The sequence below is a fragment of the Sporosarcina sp. P18a genome, from assembly GCF_002743135.1.
Classification (GTDB): domain Bacteria; phylum Bacillota; class Bacilli; order Bacillales_A; family Planococcaceae; genus Sporosarcina.
On record NZ_PDYQ01000008.1, the window covers coordinates 17030 to 43550 of the forward strand.

26 protein-coding genes and 1 other RNA gene are annotated in these 26521 nt (G+C 43.4%); 7 read left to right on the plus strand and 20 right to left on the minus strand.

What is annotated here, in order from left to right:
- Positions 1 to 318: 318 nt before the first annotated feature.
- Entirely contained in the window at positions 319 to 1170 is an 852-nt protein-coding gene (locus CSV75_RS14810) for a DegV family protein (RefSeq protein WP_099676455.1), read from the plus strand.
- A 222-nt stretch (positions 1171 to 1392) separates the two neighbouring features.
- Here CSV75_RS14810 and CSV75_RS16705 read toward each other — a convergent pair whose 3' ends face one another.
- The 15 genes from CSV75_RS16705 to CSV75_RS14880 all read right to left on the minus strand — a co-directional run bounded on the left by CSV75_RS16705 (position 1393) and on the right by CSV75_RS14880 (position 15199).
- Positions 1393 to 1521: a hypothetical protein gene (locus CSV75_RS16705; protein WP_255406668.1), complete on the minus strand. Its 129-nt coding sequence runs from the start codon at positions 1519 to 1521 to the stop codon at positions 1393 to 1395.
- A gap of 125 nt (positions 1522 to 1646) precedes the next feature.
- Positions 1647 to 2006: a transfer-messenger RNA gene (gene ssrA / locus CSV75_RS14815) on the minus strand.
- Positions 2007 to 2096: 90 nt separating this feature from the next.
- The gene (smpB, locus tag CSV75_RS14820) at positions 2097 to 2564 is read right to left on the minus strand and encodes an SsrA-binding protein SmpB (protein WP_099627435.1); all 468 of its coding nucleotides are present in this window, start codon (positions 2562 to 2564) and stop codon (positions 2097 to 2099) included.
- A 42-nt stretch (positions 2565 to 2606) separates the two neighbouring features.
- Positions 2607 to 4916 carry a ribonuclease R gene (gene rnr / locus CSV75_RS14825; protein WP_233191691.1) on the minus strand — a complete coding sequence of 770 codons (2310 nt, stop codon included), beginning with the start codon at positions 4914 to 4916 and terminating at the stop codon, positions 2607 to 2609.
- A gap of 103 nt (positions 4917 to 5019) precedes the next feature.
- Positions 5020 to 5772: an alpha/beta hydrolase gene (locus CSV75_RS14830; protein ID WP_099676457.1), complete on the minus strand. Its 753-nt coding sequence runs from the start codon at positions 5770 to 5772 to the stop codon at positions 5020 to 5022.
- A gap of 61 nt (positions 5773 to 5833) precedes the next feature.
- Positions 5834 to 6061 (minus strand): preprotein translocase subunit SecG, encoded by a 228-nt coding sequence (gene secG / locus CSV75_RS14835; protein ID WP_029054061.1) that lies wholly within the window; start codon positions 6059 to 6061, stop codon positions 5834 to 5836.
- Positions 6062 to 6172: 111 nt separating this feature from the next.
- The gene (eno, locus tag CSV75_RS14840) at positions 6173 to 7468 is read right to left on the minus strand and encodes a phosphopyruvate hydratase (RefSeq protein WP_099676458.1); all 1296 of its coding nucleotides are present in this window, start codon (positions 7466 to 7468) and stop codon (positions 6173 to 6175) included.
- A 12-nt stretch (positions 7469 to 7480) separates the two neighbouring features.
- Positions 7481 to 9007 (minus strand): 2,3-bisphosphoglycerate-independent phosphoglycerate mutase, encoded by a 1527-nt coding sequence (gpmI, locus tag CSV75_RS14845; RefSeq protein WP_099676459.1) that lies wholly within the window; start codon positions 9005 to 9007, stop codon positions 7481 to 7483.
- Positions 8997 to 9761, minus strand: a complete 765-nt coding sequence (gene tpiA, locus CSV75_RS14850; RefSeq protein ID WP_099676460.1) for a triose-phosphate isomerase — start codon at positions 9759 to 9761, stop codon at positions 8997 to 8999. Before tpiA ends, gpmI begins: the two co-directional genes overlap by 11 nt.
- A gap of 12 nt (positions 9762 to 9773) precedes the next feature.
- Positions 9774 to 10961, minus strand: coding sequence for a phosphoglycerate kinase (locus CSV75_RS14855; protein WP_099676461.1), 1188 nt, complete (start codon positions 10959 to 10961; stop codon positions 9774 to 9776).
- A gap of 133 nt (positions 10962 to 11094) precedes the next feature.
- A complete protein-coding gene (gene gap / locus CSV75_RS14860; protein ID WP_099676462.1) occupies positions 11095 to 12102 on the minus strand; it encodes a type I glyceraldehyde-3-phosphate dehydrogenase in 1008 nt (335 codons plus the stop codon).
- A gap of 62 nt (positions 12103 to 12164) precedes the next feature.
- Positions 12165 to 13190 carry a sugar-binding transcriptional regulator gene (locus tag CSV75_RS14865; RefSeq protein ID WP_099676463.1) on the minus strand — a complete coding sequence of 342 codons (1026 nt, stop codon included), beginning with the start codon at positions 13188 to 13190 and terminating at the stop codon, positions 12165 to 12167.
- Between the two features lie 129 nt (positions 13191 to 13319).
- On the minus strand, positions 13320 to 13550 hold the full coding sequence (locus tag CSV75_RS14870) for a glutaredoxin family protein (RefSeq protein WP_099676464.1): 231 nt from the start codon (positions 13548 to 13550) through the stop codon (positions 13320 to 13322).
- 285 nt (positions 13551 to 13835) lie between these two features.
- The gene (locus CSV75_RS14875; protein ID WP_099676465.1) at positions 13836 to 14621 is read right to left on the minus strand and encodes a TPM domain-containing protein; all 786 of its coding nucleotides are present in this window, start codon (positions 14619 to 14621) and stop codon (positions 13836 to 13838) included.
- Entirely contained in the window at positions 14621 to 15199 is a 579-nt protein-coding gene (locus CSV75_RS14880; protein ID WP_099676466.1) for a LemA family protein, read from the minus strand. Before CSV75_RS14880 ends, CSV75_RS14875 begins: the two co-directional genes overlap by 1 nt.
- 417 nt (positions 15200 to 15616) lie before the next feature.
- On the opposite strand from CSV75_RS14880, the gene CSV75_RS14885 reads away from it, so the two are divergent.
- Genes CSV75_RS14885 through CSV75_RS14895 form a run of 3 tightly spaced genes read left to right on the plus strand, consistent with a single transcriptional unit; the run spans position 15617 to position 18245 of the window.
- Positions 15617 to 16357, plus strand: a complete 741-nt coding sequence (locus CSV75_RS14885) for a metal ABC transporter ATP-binding protein (RefSeq protein ID WP_099676467.1) — start codon at positions 15617 to 15619, stop codon at positions 16355 to 16357.
- Complete coding sequence (locus CSV75_RS14890) at positions 16357 to 17226, plus strand: metal ABC transporter permease (RefSeq protein WP_099676468.1); 870 nt, start codon at positions 16357 to 16359, stop codon at positions 17224 to 17226. Before CSV75_RS14885 ends, CSV75_RS14890 begins: the two co-directional genes overlap by 1 nt.
- 59 nt (positions 17227 to 17285) lie before the next feature.
- Positions 17286 to 18245, plus strand: coding sequence for a metal ABC transporter solute-binding protein, Zn/Mn family (locus CSV75_RS14895; protein WP_099676469.1), 960 nt, complete (start codon positions 17286 to 17288; stop codon positions 18243 to 18245).
- Positions 18246 to 18533: 288 nt separating this feature from the next.
- Here CSV75_RS14895 and CSV75_RS14900 read toward each other — a convergent pair whose 3' ends face one another.
- Positions 18534 to 18980 carry a hypothetical protein gene (locus tag CSV75_RS14900; RefSeq protein WP_099630663.1) on the minus strand — a complete coding sequence of 149 codons (447 nt, stop codon included), beginning with the start codon at positions 18978 to 18980 and terminating at the stop codon, positions 18534 to 18536.
- Positions 18981 to 19371: 391 nt separating this feature from the next.
- On the opposite strand from CSV75_RS14900, the gene CSV75_RS16780 reads away from it, so the two are divergent.
- The 3 genes from CSV75_RS16780 to CSV75_RS14910 all read left to right on the plus strand — a co-directional run bounded on the left by CSV75_RS16780 (position 19372) and on the right by CSV75_RS14910 (position 21541).
- Positions 19372 to 19677 (plus strand): YoqH family protein, encoded by a 306-nt coding sequence (locus CSV75_RS16780; protein ID WP_483315693.1) that lies wholly within the window; start codon positions 19372 to 19374, stop codon positions 19675 to 19677.
- A 266-nt stretch (positions 19678 to 19943) separates the two neighbouring features.
- Positions 19944 to 20258 carry an ArsR/SmtB family transcription factor gene (locus CSV75_RS14905; RefSeq protein WP_099676470.1) on the plus strand — a complete coding sequence of 105 codons (315 nt, stop codon included), beginning with the start codon at positions 19944 to 19946 and terminating at the stop codon, positions 20256 to 20258.
- Positions 20249 to 21541, plus strand: a complete 1293-nt coding sequence (locus CSV75_RS14910; RefSeq protein WP_099676471.1) for an arsenic transporter — start codon at positions 20249 to 20251, stop codon at positions 21539 to 21541. The genes CSV75_RS14905 and CSV75_RS14910 overlap by 10 nt, the downstream gene beginning before the upstream one ends.
- 270 nt (positions 21542 to 21811) lie before the next feature.
- Here the strand turns inward: CSV75_RS14910 and CSV75_RS14915 are convergent, their stop codons facing one another.
- The 4 genes from CSV75_RS14915 to CSV75_RS14930 form a co-directional block, all read right to left on the minus strand.
- Positions 21812 to 22510 carry a DUF421 domain-containing protein gene (locus CSV75_RS14915; RefSeq protein WP_099676472.1) on the minus strand — a complete coding sequence of 233 codons (699 nt, stop codon included), beginning with the start codon at positions 22508 to 22510 and terminating at the stop codon, positions 21812 to 21814.
- 354 nt (positions 22511 to 22864) lie between these two features.
- The gene (locus tag CSV75_RS14920; protein ID WP_099676473.1) at positions 22865 to 24220 is read right to left on the minus strand and encodes an MFS transporter; all 1356 of its coding nucleotides are present in this window, start codon (positions 24218 to 24220) and stop codon (positions 22865 to 22867) included.
- Positions 24221 to 24323: 103 nt separating this feature from the next.
- Complete coding sequence (locus CSV75_RS14925) at positions 24324 to 25346, minus strand: amidohydrolase family protein (protein WP_099676474.1); 1023 nt, start codon at positions 25344 to 25346, stop codon at positions 24324 to 24326.
- A gap of 111 nt (positions 25347 to 25457) precedes the next feature.
- Positions 25458 to 26465: a VOC family protein gene (locus CSV75_RS14930; RefSeq protein WP_099676475.1), complete on the minus strand. Its 1008-nt coding sequence runs from the start codon at positions 26463 to 26465 to the stop codon at positions 25458 to 25460.
- Positions 26466 to 26521 lie beyond the last annotated feature (56 nt).

The window sequence follows — 26521 nt, forward strand, 5'->3', positions numbered from 1 at the left end:
CTAATACCGATTGCTGTAATTCTCTATTATATATATCTTTATTCTACTCTAATGATATCATCTAAATACTTTAAACAATATAACCATTCTTCTAAAGCTACTTGTGTAACTGTTCTATCCGTCACATATAGTTTCCATTGTATAAAACTTAAAGGTATCTGTGTAAAAAAATCCATGACCGTTTAAATATTCATGCTTGATTTCGTACAGATATCTTATTTCATAAATTTCAACATACATCGCCTGTCTATAATGTATAGTTAAACTAAATTCAATAACCTGCATACGTAATAAACTATGAACTGGAGGCGACACAAATTGAAAAAAATCATCCTAACAACCGAAAGCGGTGCTGATCTACCAGAATTTCTAACAAAGAAACATAACATTCATGTAGTCCCCATGCACGTCATCATGGATGGCCAAGACTATTTAGACGGTCATCTACCCGTACAAGATATATTTGATTTTTACGACCGCACCAAAAAAACACCATCTACAGCTGCCACGAACACTCATGAATACCAAGAGTTTTTCAAAAAGATTCGAACAGAATTCCCTGATCATACAATTGTCCACATAGGCTATACATCAAAAGCATCTGTTTCCTATCAAAATGCGTTAACAGCTGCGAAAGATTTCGAGGATATTTATTTAATTGATACATTAAACGTTACAGGCGGATTAACTGCGGTTATTATGTATGCGGTTGCTCTGCTAGAGGAAGAACCTGAAATGGACCCTGCCCACTTGCTAGAAAAGATCGAGGCAAAGGTTCCAAAAGCAAGACTTGCCTTCCTTCCGGGTAGCTTAGATTTTTTACGAGCAGGCGGACGAGTCAGCAATATGGCGTATCTTGGCGGGGCTTTGTTAAAAATCAAACCGTGTATTGAATTAGTGGAAGGGAAGCTTGTTTCTACTAAAAAATATCGTGGGAACATGAGCAAAGTGGCTGAAAGTTTACTGCTAGACTATTTACAGCAATATGACATTGATCGACAACAAATATATTTCATATACTCTATCGGGCTTAGTGAGACTATAAAAGAACGGATCAATGAAATTGCAATGGAAACCGGATTCGAGAATATTCTTTGGATTGAAGCTGGCGCTATGATTTCGTCACATTCTGGTCCAGGAGGATTTGGGATTGCGGGGATAGAGGTTTAACGTCAAGAAAGTATCATGCCCTCACACAACCTTAGTCTAGTTCTGAATTACTTCTGATTTGTTTTGGGGTTTGGCAACTTATTTACTGTTCTTTTACTCTATATTTATAAGGATACTTGGTCCGTATAGAACTCAGGAATAACTCATAATTAAATTCATTTTTTTGAAGACTAATTAACCTATTGTAAATAATGGTGACCGTAGCACTATAGCGCGGTTAGCTTACACTTTAGCGCGATTGTGACAGCAAATGGCGCGGTGCAACATAACATTCGCGCGGTCATGATCACTTTTAGCGCGGTCACAAGCCAGTTTAGCGCGGTGTGCCCCTTTTTTGGCGCGGTCCTTCATCTCTTCTCCCTCCTCTTTCCCCCGAATCCTATTTCCCCATAGCAAACCAGGCCCGCACCTATAAAAAATCCCCATCAAAAAACCCACCAGCAAGTAAATTGCTGGTGGGTTACCCATATACATCAATATGGAGACGGTGGGAGTCGAACCCACGTCCAAAGGCTCTGCTACTTCAGCGTCTACGCGTGTAGATTGATAACTTGGTTTCGCGCAAGCATTATGCCATCAATCAGGGCTTCCTGTGCGCTATTCCGGGAATCTCTTATGACAGCCTCAGAATGCAGATGTCATCGTAGCTCACTATAAGTGAACCTTACGCCTCCACATGAGCGATGGAAACGGAAGGTAGATTCAACAGCTTATGCTGCGAATGCTAGGTTGTTGTTTGTTTTGCCAGTTATTATTAACTGTCGTTTCTGACGGAGACGATCCCTCCGACGCGCGGCTCAAGCCCAGACCACCCCTGTCGAATCCGTAACGTCCCCGAAGGAAAGTCCGGAACCCAGGCCCGTTTCACTTAAAACGGCGGGTCGTACTTGATACTTCATCTAGTATACAATAATTCAGTCGAAATATCAATCTTGTTGATTGGCTTTGAACGCTCGTTGCATATCGCGCTTATGCTCTTTTTCTTTTAAGTCTTGGCGCTTATCATAGAGTTTCTTCCCTTTACCTACGCCGATCAATACTTTGGCGAAGCCGTTTTTAATATACATTTTCAACGGGATGATCGAATAACCTTGTTCTTTCATCGTGCCTGCGAGTGAAGCGATCTGTTTTTTGTGCAACAGTAATTTTCGCACACGAACCGGATCATGGTTATGGATATTCCCTTGTTCATAAGGGCTGATATGCATATTCGACAGCCATGCTTCATTATTACGGATTAATATAAACGCATCGCGCAACTGGACTTTCCCTTTGCGGATTGATTTAATTTCCGTTCCTTTTAACACAATTCCTGCTTCAATCGTTTCTTCAATTGCGTAATCAAAGTTCGCCTTTTTATTGACGGCGAGTACTTTTCCAGTTCCTTTGGCCATGCAACTTCCTCCCTGACAGAAGACCGGAGACACGCTCCAGTCTTATTTTTTCTTCGGACGTTTCTTAGATTTCTTTGGCATACCTTCATAAAACTTCTTCTTTGGCTTTTCGTACTTTTTATTGCGCTTGTCGCTAGAACTTTTCGCTCCGCCACCAGCACTTGGTTTAGTACTAGTACCTGCACTTCTTCCTCTACCTGCACCTTGGCCACGGCTCTTGCCTCTACCGGCTTGAATGACTTTTGGTGTCTCTTTACGAGAGCCTCTGAAGTTTTCTTTCATTCCCACGATTTCGAAGTCTACTGCTTGCTCTTCTGGTTTAACAGATGTCACACGCACCTTTACTTCGTCCCCGATACGGTATTGTTTCGCTGTACGTTCCCCAATCATCATCATTTGGCGATCATCGAAGCGATAGTAGTCGTCGTTCATGTTCTTGACATGCACAAGTCCTTCGATCGTATTCGCCAGTTCAACAAAGATCCCGAAATTCGTAACGGAAGAAATAACGCCTTCAAACTCTTCCCCCACTTTATCGACCATAAACTGTGCTTTCTTCAATGCGTCCGTATCACGCTCTGCATCTACTGCACGACGTTCACGTTCAGACGTGTGACGAGCAATTTCAGGCAGTTCGGCAGACCAATGGGCAATCGTTTGTGCCGACTTGTCTTTATTGAATAAATACGTACGAATAAGACGGTGAACGATTAAGTCCGGATATCTTCTGATCGGTGCGGTGAAGTGCGTGTAGAACTCCGTCGCCAAACCGAAGTGACCGATACTGTCTTGGAAGTACTTCGCTTGTTGCATCGAACGCAATAGCATTGTCGAGATTAGAGATTCTTCTGGCAGTCCTTCAATGGATTCCACAATTTCTTGCAATGCACCTGAATCTACTTGTTTACCTGTTCCTTTTACGACGATTCCGAATGTAGTAAGGAACTCAAAGAAGCGTTGTAATTTCTCTTCTTTTGGATCTTCGTGGATTCGGTATAAGAAAGGTACTTTCATCCGATCGAAGTGCTCTGCAACGGTCTCATTGGCAGCTAACATGAATTCCTCGATTAAACGTTCTGAAACCGTACGTTCAATAATGATCACGTCTGTCGGCCAGCCTTCTTCATCTACGAGAATTTTGGACTCCTTGAAATCGAAATCGATGGCGCCGCGATTTTTACGCTTTTGACGGAAATTGCTAGCCAGTTTCGCCATATCGTTTAGCATCGGTACGATTTCTTCGTATTTCTTCGATAACTCTTCGTCTTGATGATCGATGATTTGATAGACATCATCATATGTCATGCGATAACTCGAGTTGATGACACTTGGGTAAATGTCATGGTCGATGACTTTACCATTTGCATCGACTTTCATTTCGCATGTCAGTGTCAAGCGGTCTTCTCCTGGATTAATGGAACAAATTCCGTTAGACAAACGATGCGGTAACATTGGAATCACGCGGTCCGTAAGATAGACACTCGTGCCACGGTCTGCTGCTTCTACGTCCATTGGAGAGTTCTCCGTGACATAGTAGCTAACGTCCGAAATATGCACAAATAGACGATAGGATCCGTTGTCTTCTTTGAAGACTGAAATCGCATCATCCAAGTCTTTTGCATCGGCACCGTCAATAGTCATCGTCAATTCTTTACGTAAATCTCTACGGCCTTCGAAGTCTTCTGGCTGAACTGTCGTCGGTACACTTTTCGCGTGTTCCATTACGTCTTCAGGGAATTCGATCGCTATGCCATGCTTATGAATGATTGACAGGATGTCTACACCCGGGTCATTTTTATGCCCAAGAATTTGTGTGATCATACCTGTTGCATTGTTTTCATCGCTCGGCCAGTTGGTAATTTCCGCGATAACTTTTTGACCGTCTACCGCTTCCAATGAATGACCCTTTTCAATATACAAATCCATCGGCAATTTCTTATCGTCCGGCAAGACGAAACCATATCCTTCATGTGCTTGATACGTTCCGACAACTTGCGTAGTTTTACGCTCGACGACTTTCGTGATGACGCCTTCGCGACGATCTCCAAATGAGCTGTCGGATACGCGTACGAAGACGATATCGCCATTCATTGCGCCGTTTACTTCATGAGGTGGGATGAAGACATCATCGCCCTCGACTTCTTCTGGTACGACAAAGCCGAAGCCTTTTGCGTGACCGATGAATTTTCCGCGAAGAAGATTCATTTGTTCAGGTAAGCCGTAGCGGTTATTGCGCGAACGAACGATTTTCCCGTTCTGTTCTAATTGTACGAGCATTTTCACTAGATCTTTAAATTCGTCCGCCTGTTCTAAGTTGAGTGTTTCTGAAATCTCATGGACAGTGGACGGCATATAGGATTTTTCTTTTAATAAAGACAAAACCCGTTCTTGTAACTCTTTTATATTTGGTTCCAAACAATCATCTCCTCCTTTTTTCCTTTAGTTATATCTTCCCCTAATTTCTCTCTTGCCAATCAAGGGATTCTAAAAAATGTAGTACGTTTTCGTGAAGTTGTGCTTTTTCGGGACCTAGTGTAATGACATGTCCTGATTCTTCGTACCATTGCAGTTCTTTTTCTGTGGATTGTGCTTCGTCATAGATAATTTGTGCAGAGTTCGGATCGATTACATCGTCGTGACGCGATTGAACGACGAGTAATGGTGTGTAGATGCACTCGACTTGATCGCGCACGTCTTGGACCATGGATTGTAAACCGTCAAGGCCCGGCATCGACTTCGTTTTCAAATCATCCATTTCTAATTTGATTTGCTCGTCTGATTGACCTGCGAACTTTTTGTAATCTCGTGCATATTTCAGCACGCCTGACCACATCAAGTCAGTGGTTTTCATCGTCATCGGTGCACACATTGTCACGATGCCTTTTAGCGGAAATTGCGCTGCAAGTCTCAATGAAAATACACCACCGAGTGATAATCCCGCCACAGCAATCTCATCATATCCTGCCTCTTTTAGCTGATTATATGCATCGACTACATCTTCCCACCACTGATCAGGATTCGTCTTGATCAATTCTTCAGGCGGCACGCCATGACCGCGGTAATGCGGTGCCAATGAAGTATAATTGTGTTTTTCAAGGAAGCGGCCAAGCATCCGCACATCCGCGGATGTTCCGGTAAACCCATGCAACAGTAATACCGCACGTTTTCCATGTTGAAAAAAGAATGGTTTCGGTTGGGCAATTCGCATGTTTTTCGTTCCTTTCTACGAAAAGCGCCTGACCGTTCAAACATGGTCAGGCGCTTGCATTTTATATTTTCATGATCGCAATGGTTAGGACAAAAAATAAGACAGATAAGACGATCGTCGCTCTTTGTAGAACGAGATCTAATCCACGTGCTTTTTGTTTTCCGAAAAGTTGCTCTGCGCCTCCGGAGATGGCCCCTGACAGTCCCGCACTCTTACCGGATTGCAATAAAACGACTACTATTAATGCTATAGCTACGACTATCAGCGATGCTGTGAAAACTGCATGCATGTTTTTCCACCTCCAAAAATAGCAAGTTACAACATTTCTATTCTACCAAAGCAAGTCTCTCGGCACAACCTTTTGTTACGAATTGCGCCGATTGACTGGTACTAGTTACAATTATTTATTCAAATTATAGAATGTATCTTTGCCTAGGTACTGTGCTGTTTCAAACAATTGATCTTCGATACGAAGCAATTGATTGTACTTCGCGACACGATCCGAACGAGAAGGTGCACCTGTTTTAATTTGACCAGCGTTTGTCGCAACTGCGATGTCTGCAATCGTCACGTCTTCTGATTCACCTGAACGGTGAGAGATGACTGCTGTATAGCCCGCACGTTTCGCCATTTCAATCGCATCGAATGTTTCAGTCAATGTACCGATTTGGTTCACTTTGATCAGGATTGAGTTGCCGATGCCTTCTTTGATTCCACGTGATAATTTCTCTGTGTTTGTAACGAATAGATCGTCACCAACTAATTGCACTTTGCTGCCAAGACGCTCTGTTAATAGCTTGTGGCCATCCCAGTCGTTCTCGTCCAAGCCGTCTTCGATAGATACGATTGGGTACTTTTCGCAAAGCTCTTCATACCAAGCAACCATCTCTTCAGATGTTTTACGAATATCTTCGCCTGCAAGGTAGTAGTTGTTTTGGTCTTTATCGTAGAACTCAGAAGAAGCTACGTCCATAGCAAGCAAGATGTCTTCGCCTGCTTTGTAACCTGCTTTTTCAATTGCTTCGATAATTGTAGAAAGTGCTTCTTCGTTAGAAGCCAGGTTCGGAGCAAATCCGCCTTCGTCTCCAACTGCTGTGTTCAAGCCTTTGCCATGAAGAACCGATTTTAGGCTGTGGAAAATTTCCGTCCCCATGCGAAGTGCATGACGGAAAGATTCTGCGCCAACTGGCATGATCATGAATTCTTGGATGTCGACGTTGTTATCCGCATGCTCTCCACCGTTTAAGATATTCATCATCGGTACCGGCAATTGCTTCGCGTTGAAGCCGCCAAGGTACTGGTACAACGGAACGTCTAAGTAGTCTGCTGCTGCGTGTGCAACCGCCATAGATACACCAAGAATCGCGTTAGCACCAAGCTTGCCTTTATTCTCTGTACCGTCAAGTTCGATCAGTGCTCTGTCGATTACCACTTGATCCAATACCGAGTAGTTTTCTTCGAATTCAGAAGAGATGACTTCATTGACGTGATCTACGGCTTTCAATACGCCTTTACCGTTATAACGATTTTCGTCGCCGTCACGTAATTCTACCGCTTCATACTCCCCAGTAGATGCACCAGATGGTACGATGGCACGTCCAAAGGCACCGCTTTCTGTGAATACTTCTACTTCTACAGTTGGATTGCCTCGTGAATCCAATACTTCTCTAGCTTGAATGTGGGTAATGATTGGCATGAAAATCTCTCCTTAGAATAATGGTTTTCCGGTCATTTCAACCGGTTGTGGAATTCCTAACATTTTCAACATCGTTGGTGCCAGGTCTGCAAGAATCCCGTCTGTGCGCAGAACTACGTCCGGATTCGTGATAATGACAGGTACAGGATTTGTCGTGTGCGCTGTCATTGGTTGTCCACCGATTGTCGTCACTTCATCCGCATTGCCGTGATCCGCTGTGATGATAGCAGATCCGCCTTTTGCCGATAGAGCGTCAATGATTCGGCCTAAACAAGCGTCAACCGTTTCAATCGCTTTTACAGTGGGCTCTAGCATTCCGCTATGGCCGACCATATCCGGATTCGCGAAGTTTAGGATAATAGCATCTTGTCGTTCCGCTTCGATTTCGGCAACTAACGCATCCGTCACTTCGTATGCGCTCATTTCCGGTTTCAAATCATACGTTGCGACTTTTGGCGAATTGATAAGAATTCGAGTTTCCCCTTCAAACTTCTCTTCGCGTCCGCCACTCATAAAGAACGTCACATGTGGATACTTTTCCGTTTCCGCAATTCGCAACTGACGCTTGCCTTGATCTTCAAGCACTTCACCAATTGTTTTGGTTAAATTGACATTATGGAATACGATGTCCGCTACTACATCATCATTATAATGCGTAAAGCCGACAAAATGTAAGTCCGTAAATTTTTTCACGCCTCGATCAAAGCCATCAAAGTCAGGTTGCGTTATAGCACGTGACAATTGAATTGCACGGTCTGGACGGAAATTGAAGAAGATGACCGCATCTCCATTCTCAATCGTCGCCACTGGTTTGCCGTCTTGTTGAATGACAAATGGCTCGACAAACTCATCATGTATTTCTTCGGCATACGAAGCACGGATTCCTTCTTCTGCTGAAGCGCAATGTGGTCCGATACCATATACCATCGCGTCATACGTTTTTTGCACGCGTTCCCAGCGCTTGTCGCGGTCCATCGCAAAATATCTGCCAGACACCGTCGCAATCTGGCCGACACCGACTTCTTCCATTACATCTTCTGTACGTTTAATATACGGAAGTGCCGTTGTTGGTCCCACGTCACGTCCATCGAGGAATGCATGCAAGTAGACGCGTTCTACACCGTGTTCTTTCGCCATTTTCAATAAAGCGAATAAATGCTCATAATGACTATGAACGCCACCGTCAGACAATAGGCCCATTACGTGAAGCGCAGAGCCCTTCGTTTTGACATGCTCCATCGTTTCAAGCAATGCCGCGTTGGCAAAGAACTCGCCTTCACGAATCGACTTATTGATGCGCGTTAAACTTTGGTAGACAATACGGCCAGCACCAATGTTCAAGTGCCCCACTTCAGAGTTCCCCATTTGTCCTTCTGGTAACCCTACTGCCTCACCACATGCCGTCAATGTAGCGTGGGGGTAGTTCTCCCACAGCAAATCAAAGTTTGGAATGTTGGCGTGCGCTACCGCATTGCCGTACGTTTCATTGCGTAAGCCGAAACCGTCCAAGATAATTAACGCGACCGGTTTATTCGCCATGAGTCCCAGCCTCCACTAATTTAACAAATGCGTTCGGATCAAGACTTGCTCCTCCGACTAATGCACCGTCGATATGATCTTTGCTAAGTAATTCAGCGATATTTTCTGGTTTTACACTACCGCCATATTGAATACGTACTGCATTGGACACGTCTGCTGAGTAGAGTGTTTCGATCTTATGACGGATCGCTGCACATACTTCATTGGCATCATCAGCCGTTGCTGTTTTACCTGTGCCGATCGCCCAGATAGGTTCGTACGCAATGACGGACTGTTTCGCTTGTTCCGCTGTGACACCGAATAACGCTTTTTCCACTTGCGCTGAGACGATCGAAACCGTTTCAAGTGCTTCGCGCTGTTCCAATGTTTCTCCTACACAGATGATTGGAACTAGTTGATGGTTGAACGCTGCGAGTACTTTTTTATTCACTGTATCGTCCGTTTCATTGAAGTATTGACGACGTTCAGAATGTCCAAGAATGACATACTGTACCCCTAAGTCTTCAAGCATGGCCGGGCTAATTTCGCCAGTGAATGCCCCTTCGTCTGTATCATGCATCGTTTGAGCGCCTACTTTGATCGCAGTCGTTTCAAAACGTTGTAGTAAATCGTTCAGATACAATGCCGGTGGGCAGATGACTGCTTCGACTTGATCTGACGCCGTGAGTTGTTCTTTAATATGTTCCGCAAATTCTGCAGCTTCCCTAGATAATTTAAACATTTTCCAGTTGCCCGCAATGATTCGTTTTCGCAAAAGAATTCCTCCTTATTCTCGATCTTGTAATACAGCTACTCCTGGCAACTCTTTGCCTTCCATGAATTCGAGTGAAGCACCGCCACCAGTGGATACGTGATCCATTTGGTCGGCTACTTCAAACTTCTCAACAGCCGCCGCAGAGTCGCCTCCACCAATTACCGTATACGCAGACGTTTCCGCCATTGCGTCCGCCACAGTTTTCGTTCCGTTTGCGAACGGTTCCATTTCGAACACACCCATCGGCCCGTTCCAAATGACAAATCGTGAGTCTTTAATGACTTGCTCGTAACGCTTTGCAGTTTCCGGCCCGATATCAAGACCCATCCAGCCTTCTGTAATGGCATCCACTGATACCGTTTTAGTTTCTGCATCCGCAGCAAACGTATTCGCAACGACTGCATCTGTCGGCAAGTATAGAGTGACTGCCTTTCGCTTCGCCTTTTCAATGAAAGACTTCGCTAACTCTACTTTATCTTCTTCTACTAGTGAATCTCCAGTTTCGTGACCTTGTGCGCGTGTGAATGTATACGACAATCCGCCACCAATCAATAAGTTATCGACTTTATCCAATAAATTATCAATGACGCCGATTTTGTCTTTTACTTTCGCGCCACCTATGATCGCTGTGAAAGGACGATCGGGATGAGACAATGCTTTTCCGAGAACATCTAATTCTTTCTCGAGTAAGAAGCCAAGAACGCCAGGTATGTATTCTGCAATTCCAGCGGTAGAAGCATGTGCGCGGTGCGCTGTTCCAAATGCGTCATTCACAAAGACGTCGGCAAGTTCTGCAAATTGCTTGGATAGTTCAGCATCATTCTTCTCTTCGCCTGGATTAAAGCGAACGTTTTCAAGCAAAATCACGTCGCCATCTTTCATTTCTGCAATCGCTTTCTCCACTTCTTCACCGATTGATGAATCGAGTTTCTTCACTGTTTTACCTAGAAGCTCAGACAATTTATCGCCAGCAGGTGTCAAACGCATATCTTCTTGCACTTCACCTTTAGGCCGTCCTAGGTGGCTAGCTAAAATAACTTTTGCCCCCGCGTTTGTCATGTATTCAATTGTTGGTAGTGCCGCTCGAATGCGCGTATCATCCGTTACCTTTCCATCTTCCATCGGTACGTTGAAATCCACGCGACAAAATACGCGCTGACCGTCCAATGTAATATCTCTGATTGTCTTTTTCATGTTCATTCAATAAGTCCTCCTCGGCTTCAATACAAAAAGAGGAACGGGGTTCTCCGTTCCTCTCACCCATATTTATTCATTATAATCGGTTAGTTGTGGAATGGCTACGATTTATAACAGAATTCATGGTTTTCTCTACTTATAGACCTTGTTCGTTCATATATCGTGCTAAATCGATACAACGAGCGGAGTAACCGGACTCATTATCGTACCAAGAAATGACTTTCACCATATTGCCTTCCATGACCATGGTAGACAAACCGTCTACTGTGGAAGATGCAGTGTTTCCATTGTAATCAACAGATACGAGTGGCAAATCACTGAAATATAGAAGTCCTTGTAATTCACCTTCGGACGCTTTCTTCAATGCACTATTCACATCTTCAACTGTTACTTCTTTTTCTAATTCTGTCACAAAGTCAACAAGTGAAACATTTGGAGTCGGTACACGCACTGCCATTCCATCTAGTTTTCCTTTTAATTCAGGAATTACTTTCGTTACAGCGGAAGCTGCACCCGTTGAAGTCGGAATCATCGACACACCAGCCGCACGCGCACGTCGGTAGTCGGAGTGTGGAAGATCAAGAATTTTCTGGTCGTTCGTATACGAGTGAATGGTCGTCATCATACCGCGCTTAATACCGAATGAATCGTTCAACACTTTCACAACAGGCGCTAAACAGTTCGTCGTACAAGACGCGTTCGATACGATGTGGTCGTTCGCTGCATCATACGTTCCTTCATTGACCCCCATCACAAGTGTGGTCATTTCACCTTGCGCTGGAGCCGATAAGATGACTTTCTTTGCACCTGCATCCAGATGTTTTTGCAGTCCTTCTTTTGAACGGAAGACACCTGTACAATCGATAACGATATCTATCCCAAGGTCTTTCCAAGGTAGGTTCGCAGGATCTTTTTCTGCAAATACACTAATCTTTTTGTCATTTACACGAATGGAAGATTCATCTGATTGCACGTCTGCATCGAAAATACCGTGTACTGAATCATATTTCAATAAATGAGCCAACATGGCTGCGTCCGTCAAATCATTGATTGCCACTACTTCCATATCCTCAGTTGCAAATGCTTCTCGAAGCACCAATCGGCCAATTCGTCCAAATCCGTTAATCGCTATTTTCACTGTCATACTAAATCGCCTCCATTAAAGTAGTTATAATCTTTTCGCCTTCTAGGCAGTGTATCTGCGGTTCACATCAGCGACAGCATATTTTGTGCTGCGCCTTCGTCTGTCACTAAAATGGTTTGGGACGGTGCACTCGCTAAATACGACAGCAGTGCTTCCGCTTTACTTGCCCCGCCGGCTACTGTGAGCACGAGCGGTACGTCTTGCAATTGCTCCATCTGAATCCCAACTGTACGAATACGATGAACAATTTCACCTTGCTGATTAAAGTAAAAGCCGAATGCTTCTCCCTTAGCCTGTCGATCCCGTAGAATCTGCTGTTCCTCTTCAGGAGAATTTCGCAATACAGCCATTTTCGTCGCATTCCCGACACCATGGATCACGCAGTCGGTGCGACTATATAACTCCAGCATCTCTTTCGCAGCAGGCTCATGCTGGAATACAGCATGTGCTTCTTCACTAAGAGTATCTGGATAATAAAACGCTTTATATGTTGCATGACACGTTTCTGCAAATGAAGCAGCAATCATATTCGCCTGTAACCCGATTTCTTCTCCCACGCCACCTCTTGCTGCGAGAAATTGCACATCCGGCAACTCGTCTTGCTGCATAAACGAAGGAATCGCGGCTACTGAACTGCCACCAGTTACTGCGACAATTTCATCACCTTTGATACGCGAGCGGAATTGTTTCGCCGCTTGCATACCGAGCAGCTTTTTCGTCAAAGGCGAATCATCGGAATCTCCTTCCACTACATGTACTTTTAGAATGCCAAGGCGCTCCGCCAACTCATTCGCAAGTTGCCGTCTACCTGATCTTTCCTCCATCGTATCATGCAATGCAAAGAGCACTTCTATACCTTTTTCCGTAGTCGAAACGCCTTCTTTCGCAATATGCACCAATTCTTGTTCTTTCAATAAATCGAGCATCGTGCGCGTTTCCCTCTCCGAAATACCAGAGACGGAGCTAAGCGTTCTTCTGCCAACGGGTCCCGACGCTTTGATTAGTTTCAACATATGATAACGTTGCTCGATCAACAGTGGAAGTTCAGGTATAAGTGCGAGTTGCGCTTCGTAAAATGATAAGTTCACTCACATCACTCTTTTCAAGTGGGTTGTATTTGATCCCTCTGAATCACTAACGTCCCACCTAGTGTAAAAAAATACTATACATGAAGTATAGCATATTCAGAAATTAAACACAACAAGAAAGCGTTTACATTATTCAATTAATTCCAAAATATCGATATAGCCGATATTTCCATAGGCCACCACTTGTCCCTCGTGCTCAACAACTGGAATCATCAACATATATTTCTCATGAATTTCGTCATCTTCCTCTATATTAATCGTCTGCCACTCGAGTGAATGATCTTCTGCGACCAAACGAAGCATTCGTTCCGCTTCATCGCACAGCCCACAATTAGGTTTCGTGTAGAATTGAATTTTCATATGTCCGTCACCTCGTTTTTATTTATGATTACATGAAACTGGTTATTTTTCTAGGTATTTGACTTTTTTGGGGTGGTGGCTGGGTTGGGTGGGATGGCGCGGCGATAGAATGTGGGTATATAAGGTGTCAGGCCTCGGACATAGAGCGGATGCAAGGCTTCATTGAGCGGGTAACACTACGCATAGAGCGGATAGCGTGCTACATTGAGCGGTGCAGGCTGCGGGCATAAAAAAGTGACGATCACTCACGAATCGAGTTATCGTCACTTCCTGCGAAGCAAGCTATTACCAACTTCGGCCTGCTCCACCACCACCACCGGAACCACCGCCGCCGAAGCCACCAAAGCCTCCGCCGCCACTTCCACCTCCGAAGCCACCACCACCGCCGGGGCCAGGGAAGAATATCGGGCCGCCGCTAGATCGACCACGTGGACCGCCGCCACTGCCTCTTCCTCCACCGCCGAAAAAGACGCGGAAGATAATGTAGAGAACGATGATCACTATAACAAATGATGGAATGCCCACGTCTTCTTCACCTTGTTCGGGGTATACGACTGGCAACTCATCGCCTTCGAGCCCGTATTCCGCCGCTATTTCATTATAGAACGCTTTGTACGCTTCCATAATCGCAAGGTCTGGTTGCTCTTGCCGTAGATAGGGCATCGCGAGTTCATCAATATAACGTCCTACTTTGCCGTCAGGAAGTGCTCCTTCCAAACCGTAGCCCGTCGTTAAATAAAACTTGCGCTCAATACCTGCCGCTTCATTTTTTTCTGTGGAAACGACAAGTAATGCGCCATTGTCCATTTCTTTATCGCCTAATTGCAATTCACGAAGCAAGCGTAGGGCATAATCCTCAACAGATTCACCTTCTAGGGAATACACTGTACGAACAGCAAGTTCTGCTTTCGTAGCCGCTTGCAAGCGAATGCCATACTCTTCTATTTCCGCTTCTTGAGCGGGTGATAAAATATTCGCATCGTCGACTACTACTTCTGTAATCGCATGAACCGTCGTAGTACCAGTAAGGGCCACTAGTAGCGCTACTAGGAACATGCAGACGCGGTTCATCACTTCACGTCATCCCCAAAATCGACTGATGGCGGTTGTTGCGCCCCTTCGACCGCTTTGAAGTATTCTTTTTCATCGAATCCAAAGATCGAAGCCACGATTTTACCCGGGAATCGTTTAACGGTTCTATTGAAGACCGACACGACGTCGTTATAATCTTTACGTGCCACTGCAATACGATTTTCCGTACCTGCTAATTCATCCATTAGCTGTTGGAAGTTTTGGTTCGCTTTTAAATCTGGATAATTTTCTACTACTACTAATAAACGACTTAATGCGCTCGATAGTTCTGAATCTGCTGCTGCTTGTTCTTCAGGACCTTTTGCGCCGGCCATTTTACTACGTGCGTTCGCAATGTTCTCGAGCACCTCTTTTTCATGTGAGGCATATCCTTTCACCGTATTCACTAAGTTCGGGATTAAATCTACTCTACGTTGTAATTGCGTTTCAATTTGTGCATACGACTGGTCGACGTCTTCTTCCAAGTTTACTAACTTGTTGTAAGAAGGAACGATCATAATCGCTGCGATGACTACTAACACTATAATGGCTATAAGCGGGCCAGCTAGTTTCTTCATACATCACTACTCCTCTCATCATTTCATTAGTATGTACTTACCCTACTTCTTTCACTCACCAAACTTCCTGTTGCGATATTTTAAAAGTTACTGGTTGGGTCTATGTCCCGTTTACTTCCTATGTATAAGCATAAACTACATACAATATGATGCATCTATTCAATCATTTGTGCTTTTAGATAAAATTGGCAAGAATATTTTTCTAAACTACTTTACAGACAATTTTGAGTAGGCTATACTAATAAAAGTTGCACGAAGGAAACAATATAGTACCAATCATGCATTAGAGTTGCATAAGGGAAACTATTGTTTTATATTATTACCTATAAAAAAACTATAATGCTTCTTAACTAAAATAAAAGTTGTATTCCTTTTATCTGAAAGTTGCACTAGGGAAAGAAAAGAGGAGGAAACTGGATGATACATCCGATAACAGTCAATAATATAAGTGTTTCCTATGACGGCCATGAAGTCGTAAAAGACGTTTCATTTTCATTTGGATCTGGAAGTTTGATTGGTGTTCTTGGCCCGAATGGTGCGGGTAAATCCACATTGATGAAAGCGATGCTTGGCTTAATCCATAAAGATCATGGAGATGTAAAGATCGGTAGCGAGACGGTGGATTCCATGCGTAAGCAAATTGCCTATGTTCCCCAGCGTTCCAATATTGACTGGAACTTCCCTATCGTTGTAAAAGATACAGTTTTGCTTGGAACCTATCCAAAAATCGGCTTGCTAAGACGTCCACGTAAAGCGGATAAAGAATGGGCAATGGAGTGTTTAAGGCAAGTAGGAATGGAGAGCTTTGCCAATCGCCAAATTGGTGAATTATCAGGCGGGCAGCAACAGCGAGTGTTCCTTGCACGTGCACTAGCCCAAAAGGCGGATTATTTCTTTCTTGATGAACCTTTCGTAGGGATTGACGTATCCAGTGAAGAAATCATTATTGGGATTTTGCGTGAAATGCAAGCGAATGGCAAAGTGATTTTCGTTGTTCACCACGACTTGTCAAAAGTGAAGAAATATTTTGATGGGCTAATTCTTATTAACAAAGAGTTAATTGATGCAGGTCCAACGAATAAGGTATTTCAATCAAGCAATATGGCGAAAGCATACAACCGTGAATTTATGATCGACGGCTTGGAGGTTTCTGTGTAATGGAGTTTATTCAAGACTTAATGACGTACGGCTTCTTACAAAAAGCATTGATTACATCGATCATGGTTGGCATCATTTGTGGGATTATCGGTAGTTTCATTGTCCTTCGGGGCATGGCATTGATGGGCGATGCGATATCCCACGCAGTTCTACCGGGTGTAGCCATTTCTTATATGCTTGGAATTAATTATTTCTACGGCGCAGTGTTTACGGGTGTTCTAACAGCATTCAGTATCGGTGCCATATCCCAAAATAGTCGAATCAAGAATGACTCTTCGATTGGCATTGTCTTTTCAGCGTTTTTCGCTCTTGGGATTATTTTAATCACACAAGCTAAAAGTGCGACAGACTTGACGCAGATTTTATTCGGTAACGTGTTGTCTGTTCGCAGTTCCGATATGTGGCTGACATTGATCGTCGGTGCCATTGTGATTTTAGTAGTCGTTCTATTCTTTAAAGAACTACTCGTTTCTAGTTTCGACGAGACGATGGCTGCGGCTTACGGTTTAAAAACACGTTTGATTCACTACGCGATTATGTTTTTACTCACACTGGTTACAGTCGCTTCCCTACAGACTGTCGGAGTGATCCTCGTTGTATCTTTATTGATTACACCAGCTTCTACAGCGTATCTGTTAACCAATCGACTATCGGTCATGGTCGTATTGGCAGCATTTTTCGGTGCCCTGTCATCCATCACTGGACTGTATTTCAGCTTTTTGTACAATATGCCATCCGGGCCCGTGATTGCCTTGACAGCGACAGCCATCTTCATGTTGGCATTTTTATTCTCACCTAAACAAGGAATTGTCGTTGGTATGTTCCGCAAGAAGTTTAAACGTAAATCGATTACAGGCGCAACCAACTAAGCGTCTAACCGCCCCGACAGAAAAAAATTTAGTATTCATAAAGGAGTAGAATGTAATACATGAAAAACTTAGCAAAATGGCTAACACTGTCATTGCTCGCTGTATTTCTGTTAGCAGCATGTGGTAATGAAAAAGGTACGAACGCTGGTGACAAAGCAGCGGAAACAGACGACAAGCTTAAAGTCGTTACATCATTTACCATCATTGCGGATATGGCACGCGAAATCGGCGGGGACTACGTGGAGGTATATAACTTAGTACCAACTGGAACGGACCCTCATGAATATGAGCCTTTGCCAAATGATATTAAAGCCGCAACAGATGCAGACGTATTATTCTACAACGGTTTAAATCTTGAAGGCGGAAAAAAAGGCTGGTTCTTCAAAATGATGGATTCCGTTGGTCAGAAAGACGAAAACATCTATAGCTTAACCGAGGAAGTAGAACCTAAGTATATCGGTGGAAAAGGCGGCACTGACGAGGAAATCAACCCACACGCGTTTATCGATCCAGCTGTTGGTGTGAAAATGGCAGAAGCTATGCGTGACGCATTGATTGAAAGACACCCAACAGAAAGTGAAAAAATTCGAGAGCTAGGCGATGCGTACGTACAACGTCTACAAGAATTAGATGATGAATTTGCGGAGCGCATTTCTACGATACCTGAAGAAAATCGTGTGCTCGTAACAAGTGAACGTGCTTTCCAATACTTGAGTGACCACTATGGCTTAAAAGAAGCGTTTATCTGGGAAATCGATACGGAAGAGAATGGTTCTCCTAAACAAATCAAACAGCTCATTCACTATATCCAAGAACATAACGTGCCTGTATTATTCGTGGAATCTAACGTAGATACACGCCCGATGGAAACTGTTTCTGCAGAGACTGGTGTTCCAATTGCTGAAAAGCCCATCTACTCTGACGAAATTGGTAACCCTGGTGACGCAATCGATACGTATATAAAATACTTGAACTACAATATGAATCTCATCCATGATGAGTTAAGCAAAGAACGATAATTAGCACGATCTATCAACTTGAGACAAAAAGAAAGCCACACTGCCCTGTTAACGGGTTCGGAACACTGGGAGAAAATAGTAAATAACATACTGATTGGGGACATAATTCGCATATGAATTGGTGTCCCTGTTTTTGTTATATCAACGTTTAGAGGATTTTTATAGACGAAAGGCAAGGCTGAAGCAACAGCGGAAGGATTTTAGGAGTCGAAACGTGTGATGTTTGCGGCAGCCGGTTTGGATAGGAGAGGGGGCGTTTTCTGCCCCCTCTTTTTTCCATCGCTTTGTTTATTTAGGACCACCGATATCGTTATGTATGATGGTAATTGGCTTACCTTTTTTCTTTTTATAACTTGAATCACTATACATTTGAATTTCGTGTTTAACTTGGAAAACGTGACCAGCCATACGCATAGATCGTTTATCAATAAAGTAAGCCGTTTTCATATTCTCACTTATAATTACTGTTGCGAATGCAGAGAGAGGTGCAGTGTACGGAAGTGGAATAGCCAATAATGAACCTAGTGCTGCAATTCCGCCTTTAGCTAATATGTCATTAGCTTTTGTGCTTCTTTTTTTGGTATCGACGTAAATCCAACTTGAAGCTTCAGCTTTACTGGTAACTAACTGAATACCATTGCTGTCCTTTGTCAAATTGACTGGCGCTAAAGATAAGCTAAACATCATTAGTGCGGCAGTACCTGTAAGTAAAAATTTTCTCTTAAGCAATTTCATTTCTCCATCCCCTTAATATATTAGTATTGTAATCAAATAGTTTACTGTATTATTTTACTACACTATTAAAAAAAACAAAGAGGCTTAAAGGATTAACAACTACAACTAAATACCAGTCTTTAGTTGTAGTTGTTAGTAGTTTGATAGTGATAATTGAACCTCAGGGTTATCTTTTTACCACTGGCATGAACTTCACTTAAAGTTTTTTAATGATACTAAACAAATCTAAGGAGAATCAGAAATAAAAAAAATGCCTCTTAGTCTAATTACCGTTTTAGTTATTCTACCTTCACAAACACACCCTGAGAATAAAATTGAAGAGTTGCCACCTTGTTCAGCAATACTTAAACCAACAAAAAACGTACCTAAAAATGCCAGATGAGTAGCACTGATTTATACTATTGAAAGAAAGTTTACTGATGAACGAACAAGTCTAAGTGTTCATGCACTTCATTTACCAAAACCATCAAGTTTTGGGGATTATGATGGTTATGAAGTATTAGCATATATTCCAAAGGAAATAAGTTGGATTTTCTCATTGTCCCCTATAACTAAATATGGAGAAACTACTTGGGTTGGGAATTTGGATGAAGTTTCGCCTATAATGCGACCTACTCGTATTAAAGTTCGAGCTGTCAATACAACGACAAAGAAATCGGGTCCTATTGTACTTAAAAAAATACTAAAACCTTGTTGAACGGGTGCTTTAGTTCAATAAGGAAAGTAGAGTATTATGCATAAAAGCGCTTAAATTTCTGAGCGCTTTTACTTGTATTTTATTTGGCTATTTCACTGTTAAAATATATGCTGATTAACCTGTTATTTACGTTGGTAATCGGACTTTTCTCCCCATCAACCGAACCCGTTACTCCCCTCTGGCTTCCTTTTTTGTTTGTCTAAAAGTATTGAATATATAAGTCTTAACTTATACAATATAGATACTTAGAATGAAAGGAGTATTTTATGAATCCTAAACAAATGGAACGTTACTTAAAAACCATTGGAGATCAATCCCGATTACAATTACTAAAAGCATTGGAGCAAAAACCTTTATGCATTTGTGATTTGAATACTTTACTAGACGTATCACAACCTGCAATCAGTCAGCATATGCACAGACTAAAAAGTGATGAGATCGTGCTGAATGAACGACGTGGACGCTGGGTATATTGGTCACTTAATAGTTCCCATCCCCACTACTTCTTATTACTGGAATTATTGAAATTATTGCCGGTTCCTACTATTGGATGTAGCAAGGAGGAGGACCCATGCAAATAATACTGGCTTCTCTAATATTTCTTTTCACACTGATCTTGGTTATTTGGCAACCACGCAACCTATCCATCGGCTGGTCTGCCATCGTCGGTGCAGTTCTCGCCCTACTTGCGGGCGTCGTCAGTTTTACTGATGTCATCGACGTAACGTCTATCGTATGGAATGCTACATTGACGTTCGTCGCACTGATCATCATTTCATTGATCCTTGATGAAATCGGATTTTTCGAGTGGTCTGCATTACATATGGCGCGTTTCGCCAAAGGCAGCGGCGTGCGAATGTTTTTACTAGTCATCCTACTTGGTGCCGGTGTATCGGCTTTATTCGCGAATGATGGAGCTGCATTAATACTAACTCCCATTGTCCTCGCGATGGTGCGTGCACTTAATTTCAAAGAGAAAATGATTTTGCCCTTCGTCATGGCGTCGGGATTCATTGCGGATACTACTTCCTTGCCACTTGTCGTCAGTAATCTCGTGAATATCGTCTCCGCCGACTTCTTCGGTATCGGTTTCGCTGAATACGCAAGCCGTATGATTATCCCGAACTTCTTCAGCCTTGGCGCCAGTATTCTCGTGTTGTATATGTATTTCCGGAAATCTATACCGAAACGTTTTGATGAAAAGTTGTTGCGTACACCTGCGAGCGCAATACGCGACCATAAACTGTTCAGCATTTCATGGGTAGTGCTCGGTATGTTGCTGATCGGCTACTTCATTAGTGAATCATTAGGTTTACCCGTCTCCTTCATCGCCGGTTCCATTGCGATCATGTTTTTGCTAATTGCGAGAACGAGCGAAGCGGTGCAGACAAAAACGGTAATCAAAGGTGCTCCATGGGCTATTGTGTTCTTTTCCATCGGGATGTACGTAGTCGTCTATGGCTTGCGCAATGCAGGATTGACATCTGTTTTGACAGCGTTGATCGAGTGGACATCGAGCCATGGCTTGTATGCCGCTACGATTGGCATGGGGTTTATTGCGGCAATCCTGTCATCGATCATGAACAATATGCCGACTGTGATGATAGATGCGCTGGCGATCCAGGATGCTGCGGTTCCGCCTAATGTGCGGGAAGCGTTGATTTATGCCAATGTGATCGGGTCTGATTTAGGTCCGAAGATGACACCGATCGGTTCGCTCGCCACGTTACTGTGGTTGCATGTGCTGTCGTTAAAAGGCATACGTATCTCTTGGGGATATTATTTCAAAGTGGGTATAATATTGACTGTGCCTACTCTCCTCATTACGTTGACAGGGCTATGGTGGTGGCTTTCAGTTTCTTAAATCGGTTGTCAGTTAGACAGGAAATATACTTGATTAATATAGGCCCCACTCGGTGAGATAACCTCTTTTCTCACTGTGTGGGGCCTATATATATTGATCGAATCCTTATAAGCAATAATTAGATGGTAATTCAGGTGCAACGATGACAACCGTACTATCTATAATGGAATCTTCTGAAATGACTTCTAGAAGCATGATTTGCTGTATTTTATAAAAAATAGTTGATTGCGCCAGGATGAATAGATTCTTCCTAACTAATTTTCCGATTTTTCACTTCTGGCTATTACTAACGTCAGCATATGTTTTTATAAAAAAGCCTTCTGTTTTTGACCATTCGCAATACAATATATTTTGAAGATTCACATGCCCTATGTGTTCCATTTCAGCATAAAGCCATGACTCCGTTTTGCCAATAAAGTCTAAGACTTCCTTCTTCACTTGTCCTTCATCAATTAGTAGTACAGTCGGTTCTTCTTCACAGTTCTCCAGGTTAATATCCTGAGCAGTTACGGGTTTATACTTGGCGTATTGATTAACTGAAATATCTCCTCCTGGCTCGATAAATAAATCCCGTACTTCTCTTAGCGAAAAAATCCCTTTCATGCGCAGCATCGTTCTTAACTGCTCCATTTCTAATTGGTTTTTATCCATCAATTTTTTATTAATTTGCCCATCATGGATCAACTTGTCCGTTTCTCCTTTAATCAATATACGTAACGGATTAGATAGGGTGACAATTTTCTCCACGGCATAAATGGCAGTTGCCCACACCACAACCGAAAATAAAAACATTGGGATGGATATCTTTTCGTCATAGAGGCTCTCTTCAAGAATGCCACCGAATACGAGGAGATACACCACATCATACGGTGTCATTTGACTCAGGTGTTTTTTCCCTAGTAATCTTATGATAACTAGGAGAGCCACCAAGCCGATTACAAGCTTTCCACCATTCACTAAGTAATCCATCCTGAACACCTCCAGACTTATTCACAATTTAAAAAAACAGTTTGTTACTCAGCTGGTTGCCTCCAAACTACTCTTACAGAAGGCCCCGAGAGTTTGTATACGAACTAATTGTGAGCTATTTGTCCCTGTTCTCATTAGCACCTACAGATAGCATTCCCCATTTGCACAGTGAGCTAAACAAAGTACGTTTGTTTCTCCCCGTATGAGTTTAGCGCCTGATGTCACATAGTTTATGTACTATTTTGATAGGCAGCGAATCGCCACTAGTTTTTTCTCATGTAGATAATCGATGCAACGCAAAAAGCCCACATAATATGGGCTTTCCACTAAATTATTTTTCATGTAAACGTAATTTTACTTGTCGATCGCTTTGCTGGTGGCAAGAGTTGGAACCACACTCACCGGTTTGTCGGCAAATTGCTTTTCACGAATAAACGAGATCGCGAATGCGGCCAATAATCCCGGTATGGCCAGCACCATGAAATTCTGCTGGAAGGAAAGACTTAGACCGAGCAACGCGCCGCCCACTACGGGACCAATAATGCCGCCTACTCTTCCCACTCCGGACGACCAGCCAATTCCTGTGGAACGGACTTCTGTTGGATAGAACTGTGAAGCGAATGAGTATAAAACAATCTGCGAACCTATGGACGTGGCACCCGCTACGGCTATCAGAATATACAGCATGGAAACAGTCGGATGGAAACTCATGCCAATCAATGAAAGCGCATTTAAAGAAAAGAACATCGTCAAGACGTTTTTCGTTCTCCAGTGGTCTGCGAGCCAACCGCCAATTAACGCTCCAGCAATTCCACCCATATTCAGTACTAAAAGGAATGTCAAGCTAGATCCTAAGCTGTAGCCCGCTTCTGACATTAACTTAGGCAACCACGTTCCGAGGCCGTATGTGATCAGCAGGCAGAGGAAGAAGTTAAACCAGAACAGGATCGTACTGACCGTCCGCCCGTTTTCGAATAACTTGGATACCGGTATGCCTTTCCTTGACGGAACAGAAATATCGTAGACATCATCATCCTTTTGTATATAGGAAGGATTGACTTTCGCCAGTACCTCGCCAATTTTCTTGTTTTCTTGCTTCGCCATCAGAAAACCGAGTGATTCAGGAAGTTGTTTGTACAGCAAAGGTACAGCTAGCAACGGAATGGCACCGACTAAAAACATCGCTTTCCAGCCCGCAGCAGGGATCAGATAGATAGCCAGTCCTGCAGCAAACATTCCGCCAATCCCATAACCACATAACATCAGTGTCACCAATCGATTTTTCATGACTCGCGGTGCATATTCCGTTACCAGCGCAACGGTAACCGGGAATGCGCCGCCGAGCCCGAGCCCCGCGATGAAGCGGTAGATTCCGAATTCTGTCGGGCCGTTCGAAAATGCAATCAATCCCGTAAACGAACTGAAGAGGATGACACAGAAGAGAATGACATTCTTTCGTCCAATCCGGTCAGCGAGAGGTGCAAATATGAAGGCGCCTAGCATCATGCCAATCAATGCATAACTGCCTATCGTTCCTGCCTGTACTGATGTTAAAGACCATTCTTCCATCAATATTGAAACTATTGATCCGTATACGATTAAATCATATCCATCAAAGATGATGATAAACGCGCACCAAAAAACGAGTAAGCCGTGAAAACGATTAAATTTTGATTCGTCAACAGTTTTTAAGACTTGAATGGGCTTCAACTAATTTCCTCCTTTGGAAAGGCAAACATATTTTTTTGTTTGGTACAGGCAAGCTGATTAGGAAAGTGACAAATAACAAAGATCAAAAGGTTTTCCAGCGTCTTTACTTCGATGCGGCCATTTCATGAATTCCGAGGAACTTTAATGCATTCTGTCCGTGTATCAATCTTGCATCTTCATCCGAAATACCTTCCAATAGATCGACCACTTTGCCGGACGGTGCTTCGCGCAGCAGGAATGGATAATCGGAACCCGCAATAATTTGTTCCGCACCGAATTTATCAATCATATACTGCAAATTCACCGGGTCGTACACTAGTGAATCATAATAGAGTTTATTTGCATAATGGCTTGGCGGTTTTTCAGTTTTTCTGATATGTGGCCACACTTCCCAGCCTTTATCCATACGTGGAAGCAGATAAGGGAGCGCTCCCCCGCCGTGCGCGAAGCAGATCTTCAGTTTCGGGTATCGGTCCAATAGTCCGCTCATAATAATACTTCCCGCGGCCAGTGCCGTTTCTGACGGCATGCCGACCATATACATGAAATTATGTCTTGGCATTCTCTCGCCGCCGAGTGTCGCCCATGGGTGTACAAAAAGTGGCACATTCCATTTCTCCGCTGCCGCGAAGAAAGGTTCCAGCGCTGGATCGTCAAGGTTTTGTCCGTTCACATTGGAACCAATTTGAAGCCCTTTTAAGTCCAGTTCATGCACGGCACGATCCATTTCCTGTATGGCAATTTCTACATCCTGCAGCGGCACCGTCCCTAAACCAATAAACCGCTCCGGATACTCCTTGGCGATGGATGCGATAAAATCATTCTGTATTTGTGAAAGTTCCAAACCAGCCTCCGGGGTACTCCAGTAGGCAAGTGTGACCGGAATTGGCGACAGGACTTGAATATCGATCCCTTCGTTATTCATGTCTTCGATTCTCTTTTCAATATCCCATGCCTGATCCGTAATTTTACGGAATGACTTTCCCTGGATAAAGATTTCCGCCCCGCAGTCACAGGTTTTCTCCATTACCGGAAAACGCGGATCACCATATTTCGCTGCCAAATCCGGAAAATCCTCCGGGATGATATGTGTATGAAAATCTACACGCAATGTCTTTTTCACCATTTCGCCCCAACCCCTATTCTTTATACTTATTTATAAAAAATAATGAGGTAGACGTTTGCTTCATCTACCTCATTATTTATTTTCGTATATCTGTTTTACTGGACACGCAACTTAAAGAAGCTTTGTTCCGTAAGTGAAGTAACTTTCCGGCGCCTTGCTTCCCCACAGGTCCAAACCAAGCGGTCCAACTTCTGGGTTCCATCCGATCGGCTCCCAGTCTGGAGAGAAGATCAAGAATCCGCCAGTCCAGATTTCCACACGGTTTCCAGAAGGCTCGATGACGTAGATGAACTGTGCACCGCTCGTCCCGTGCTTGCCCGGACCCCACTCGATCTTAATGCCGTTCTCTGCCATCAAGTTTGCTGCGCGGATTAGCTCATCCGGTGAATCCAAGTAGTATGCCAAGTGATGGAATAGCGCTCCATCTTGATTGGCATTGCGCATTAAAGCAATTTCATGCGCTACGTTCGTTCGACTCAACCATGAACCAAGACGCACGTCTTCCTCATTCTGAACGTAGTAACGGTGGTGAATTCCAAGTAGATCTGTCCACCATTCCTGCTCTTTCGCTACATCGTTTACCATAATATTTACATGGTCAAAGCGGCGCGGAGATACTCCCTTGCCTGTATATTTACTTGGGTGGCTCGGCAATTTTGAAGCAACGTTCGGATCATCCGTAATGAACTTCTCTTTTTCCCAATACAATTCTGCTGGTAGACCTGAAGGAGAACGGAACTGAAGCGTGTCGCCTTGCGCCTTTTTCTTCCCCGCTTCCACCCAGTTGTGCTCAATTCCCATATCCTTAAACTGCTTTTCAAATGCTTTCAAAGCACCTTTATTGCTTACGCGCCAGCCGATTTGCTGAACGCCTGACACATCCGCCTGCTGAAGAACTAATGTGTGGTGATCGAAATCCTGCCATGCTCTTAGATACACCCGATCCTCTTCCTGGGCAGAAACCGCAAGGCCCATTACTTCTGTAAAGAACCAGAGTGATTTTTCGAGATCCGTAACGCCCATTTCTACATGGCCAAGATGCGCAATACTTGTTGTATATTTTTCAAGTTCTTTCATTAATGCGTGTTCTTCCACAATTACGTTATTCGAGATACTCATAGTTTCTGTCCCCTGTCTGTTAGTTTTATTTTTTATATGTTACTTCATTATTACCC

Excerpts from the sequence above, each read along its gene's own strand:
- CSV75_RS16705 (WP_255406668.1), bottom strand. The coding sequence starts at position 1,521 with ATGAAGGACCGCGCCAAAAAAGGGGCACACCGCGCTAAACTGGCTTGT.
- smpB (WP_099627435.1), bottom strand. The coding sequence starts at position 2,564 with ATGGCCAAAGGAACTGGAAAAGTACTCGCCGTCAATAAAAAGGCGAAC.
- rnr (WP_233191691.1), bottom strand. The coding sequence starts at position 4,916 with ATGCCGTCCACTGTCCATGAGATTTCAGAAACACTCAACTTAGAACAG.
- CSV75_RS14830 (WP_099676457.1), bottom strand. The coding sequence starts at position 5,772 with ATGCGAATTGCCCAACCGAAACCATTCTTTTTTCAACATGGAAAACGT.
- secG (WP_029054061.1), bottom strand. The coding sequence starts at position 6,061 with ATGCATGCAGTTTTCACAGCATCGCTGATAGTCGTAGCTATAGCATTA.
- eno (WP_099676458.1), bottom strand. The coding sequence starts at position 7,468 with ATGCCAATCATTACCCACATTCAAGCTAGAGAAGTATTGGATTCACGA.
- gpmI (WP_099676459.1), bottom strand. The coding sequence starts at position 9,007 with ATGGCGAATAAACCGGTCGCGTTAATTATCTTGGACGGTTTCGGCTTA.
- CSV75_RS14855 (WP_099676461.1), bottom strand. The coding sequence starts at position 10,961 with ATGAACATGAAAAAGACAATCAGAGATATTACATTGGACGGTCAGCGC.
- gap (WP_099676462.1), bottom strand. The coding sequence starts at position 12,102 with ATGACAGTGAAAATAGCGATTAACGGATTTGGACGAATTGGCCGATTG.
- CSV75_RS14870 (WP_099676464.1), bottom strand. The coding sequence starts at position 13,550 with ATGAAAATTCAATTCTACACGAAACCTAATTGTGGGCTGTGCGATGAA.
- CSV75_RS14875 (WP_099676465.1), bottom strand. The coding sequence starts at position 14,621 with ATGAACCGCGTCTGCATGTTCCTAGTAGCGCTACTAGTGGCCCTTACT.
- CSV75_RS14880 (WP_099676466.1), bottom strand. The coding sequence starts at position 15,199 with ATGAAGAAACTAGCTGGCCCGCTTATAGCCATTATAGTGTTAGTAGTC.
- CSV75_RS14885 (WP_099676467.1), top strand. The coding sequence starts at position 15,617 with ATGATACATCCGATAACAGTCAATAATATAAGTGTTTCCTATGACGGC.
- CSV75_RS14890 (WP_099676468.1), top strand. The coding sequence starts at position 16,357 with ATGGAGTTTATTCAAGACTTAATGACGTACGGCTTCTTACAAAAAGCA.
- CSV75_RS14895 (WP_099676469.1), top strand. The coding sequence starts at position 17,286 with ATGAAAAACTTAGCAAAATGGCTAACACTGTCATTGCTCGCTGTATTT.
- CSV75_RS14900 (WP_099630663.1), bottom strand. The coding sequence starts at position 18,980 with ATGAAATTGCTTAAGAGAAAATTTTTACTTACAGGTACTGCCGCACTA.
- CSV75_RS14905 (WP_099676470.1), top strand. The coding sequence starts at position 19,944 with ATGAATCCTAAACAAATGGAACGTTACTTAAAAACCATTGGAGATCAA.
- CSV75_RS14910 (WP_099676471.1), top strand. The coding sequence starts at position 20,249 with ATGCAAATAATACTGGCTTCTCTAATATTTCTTTTCACACTGATCTTG.
- CSV75_RS14915 (WP_099676472.1), bottom strand. The coding sequence starts at position 22,510 with ATGGATTACTTAGTGAATGGTGGAAAGCTTGTAATCGGCTTGGTGGCT.
- CSV75_RS14925 (WP_099676474.1), bottom strand. The coding sequence starts at position 25,346 with ATGGTGAAAAAGACATTGCGTGTAGATTTTCATACACATATCATCCCG.
- CSV75_RS14930 (WP_099676475.1), bottom strand. The coding sequence starts at position 26,465 with ATGAGTATCTCGAATAACGTAATTGTGGAAGAACACGCATTAATGAAA.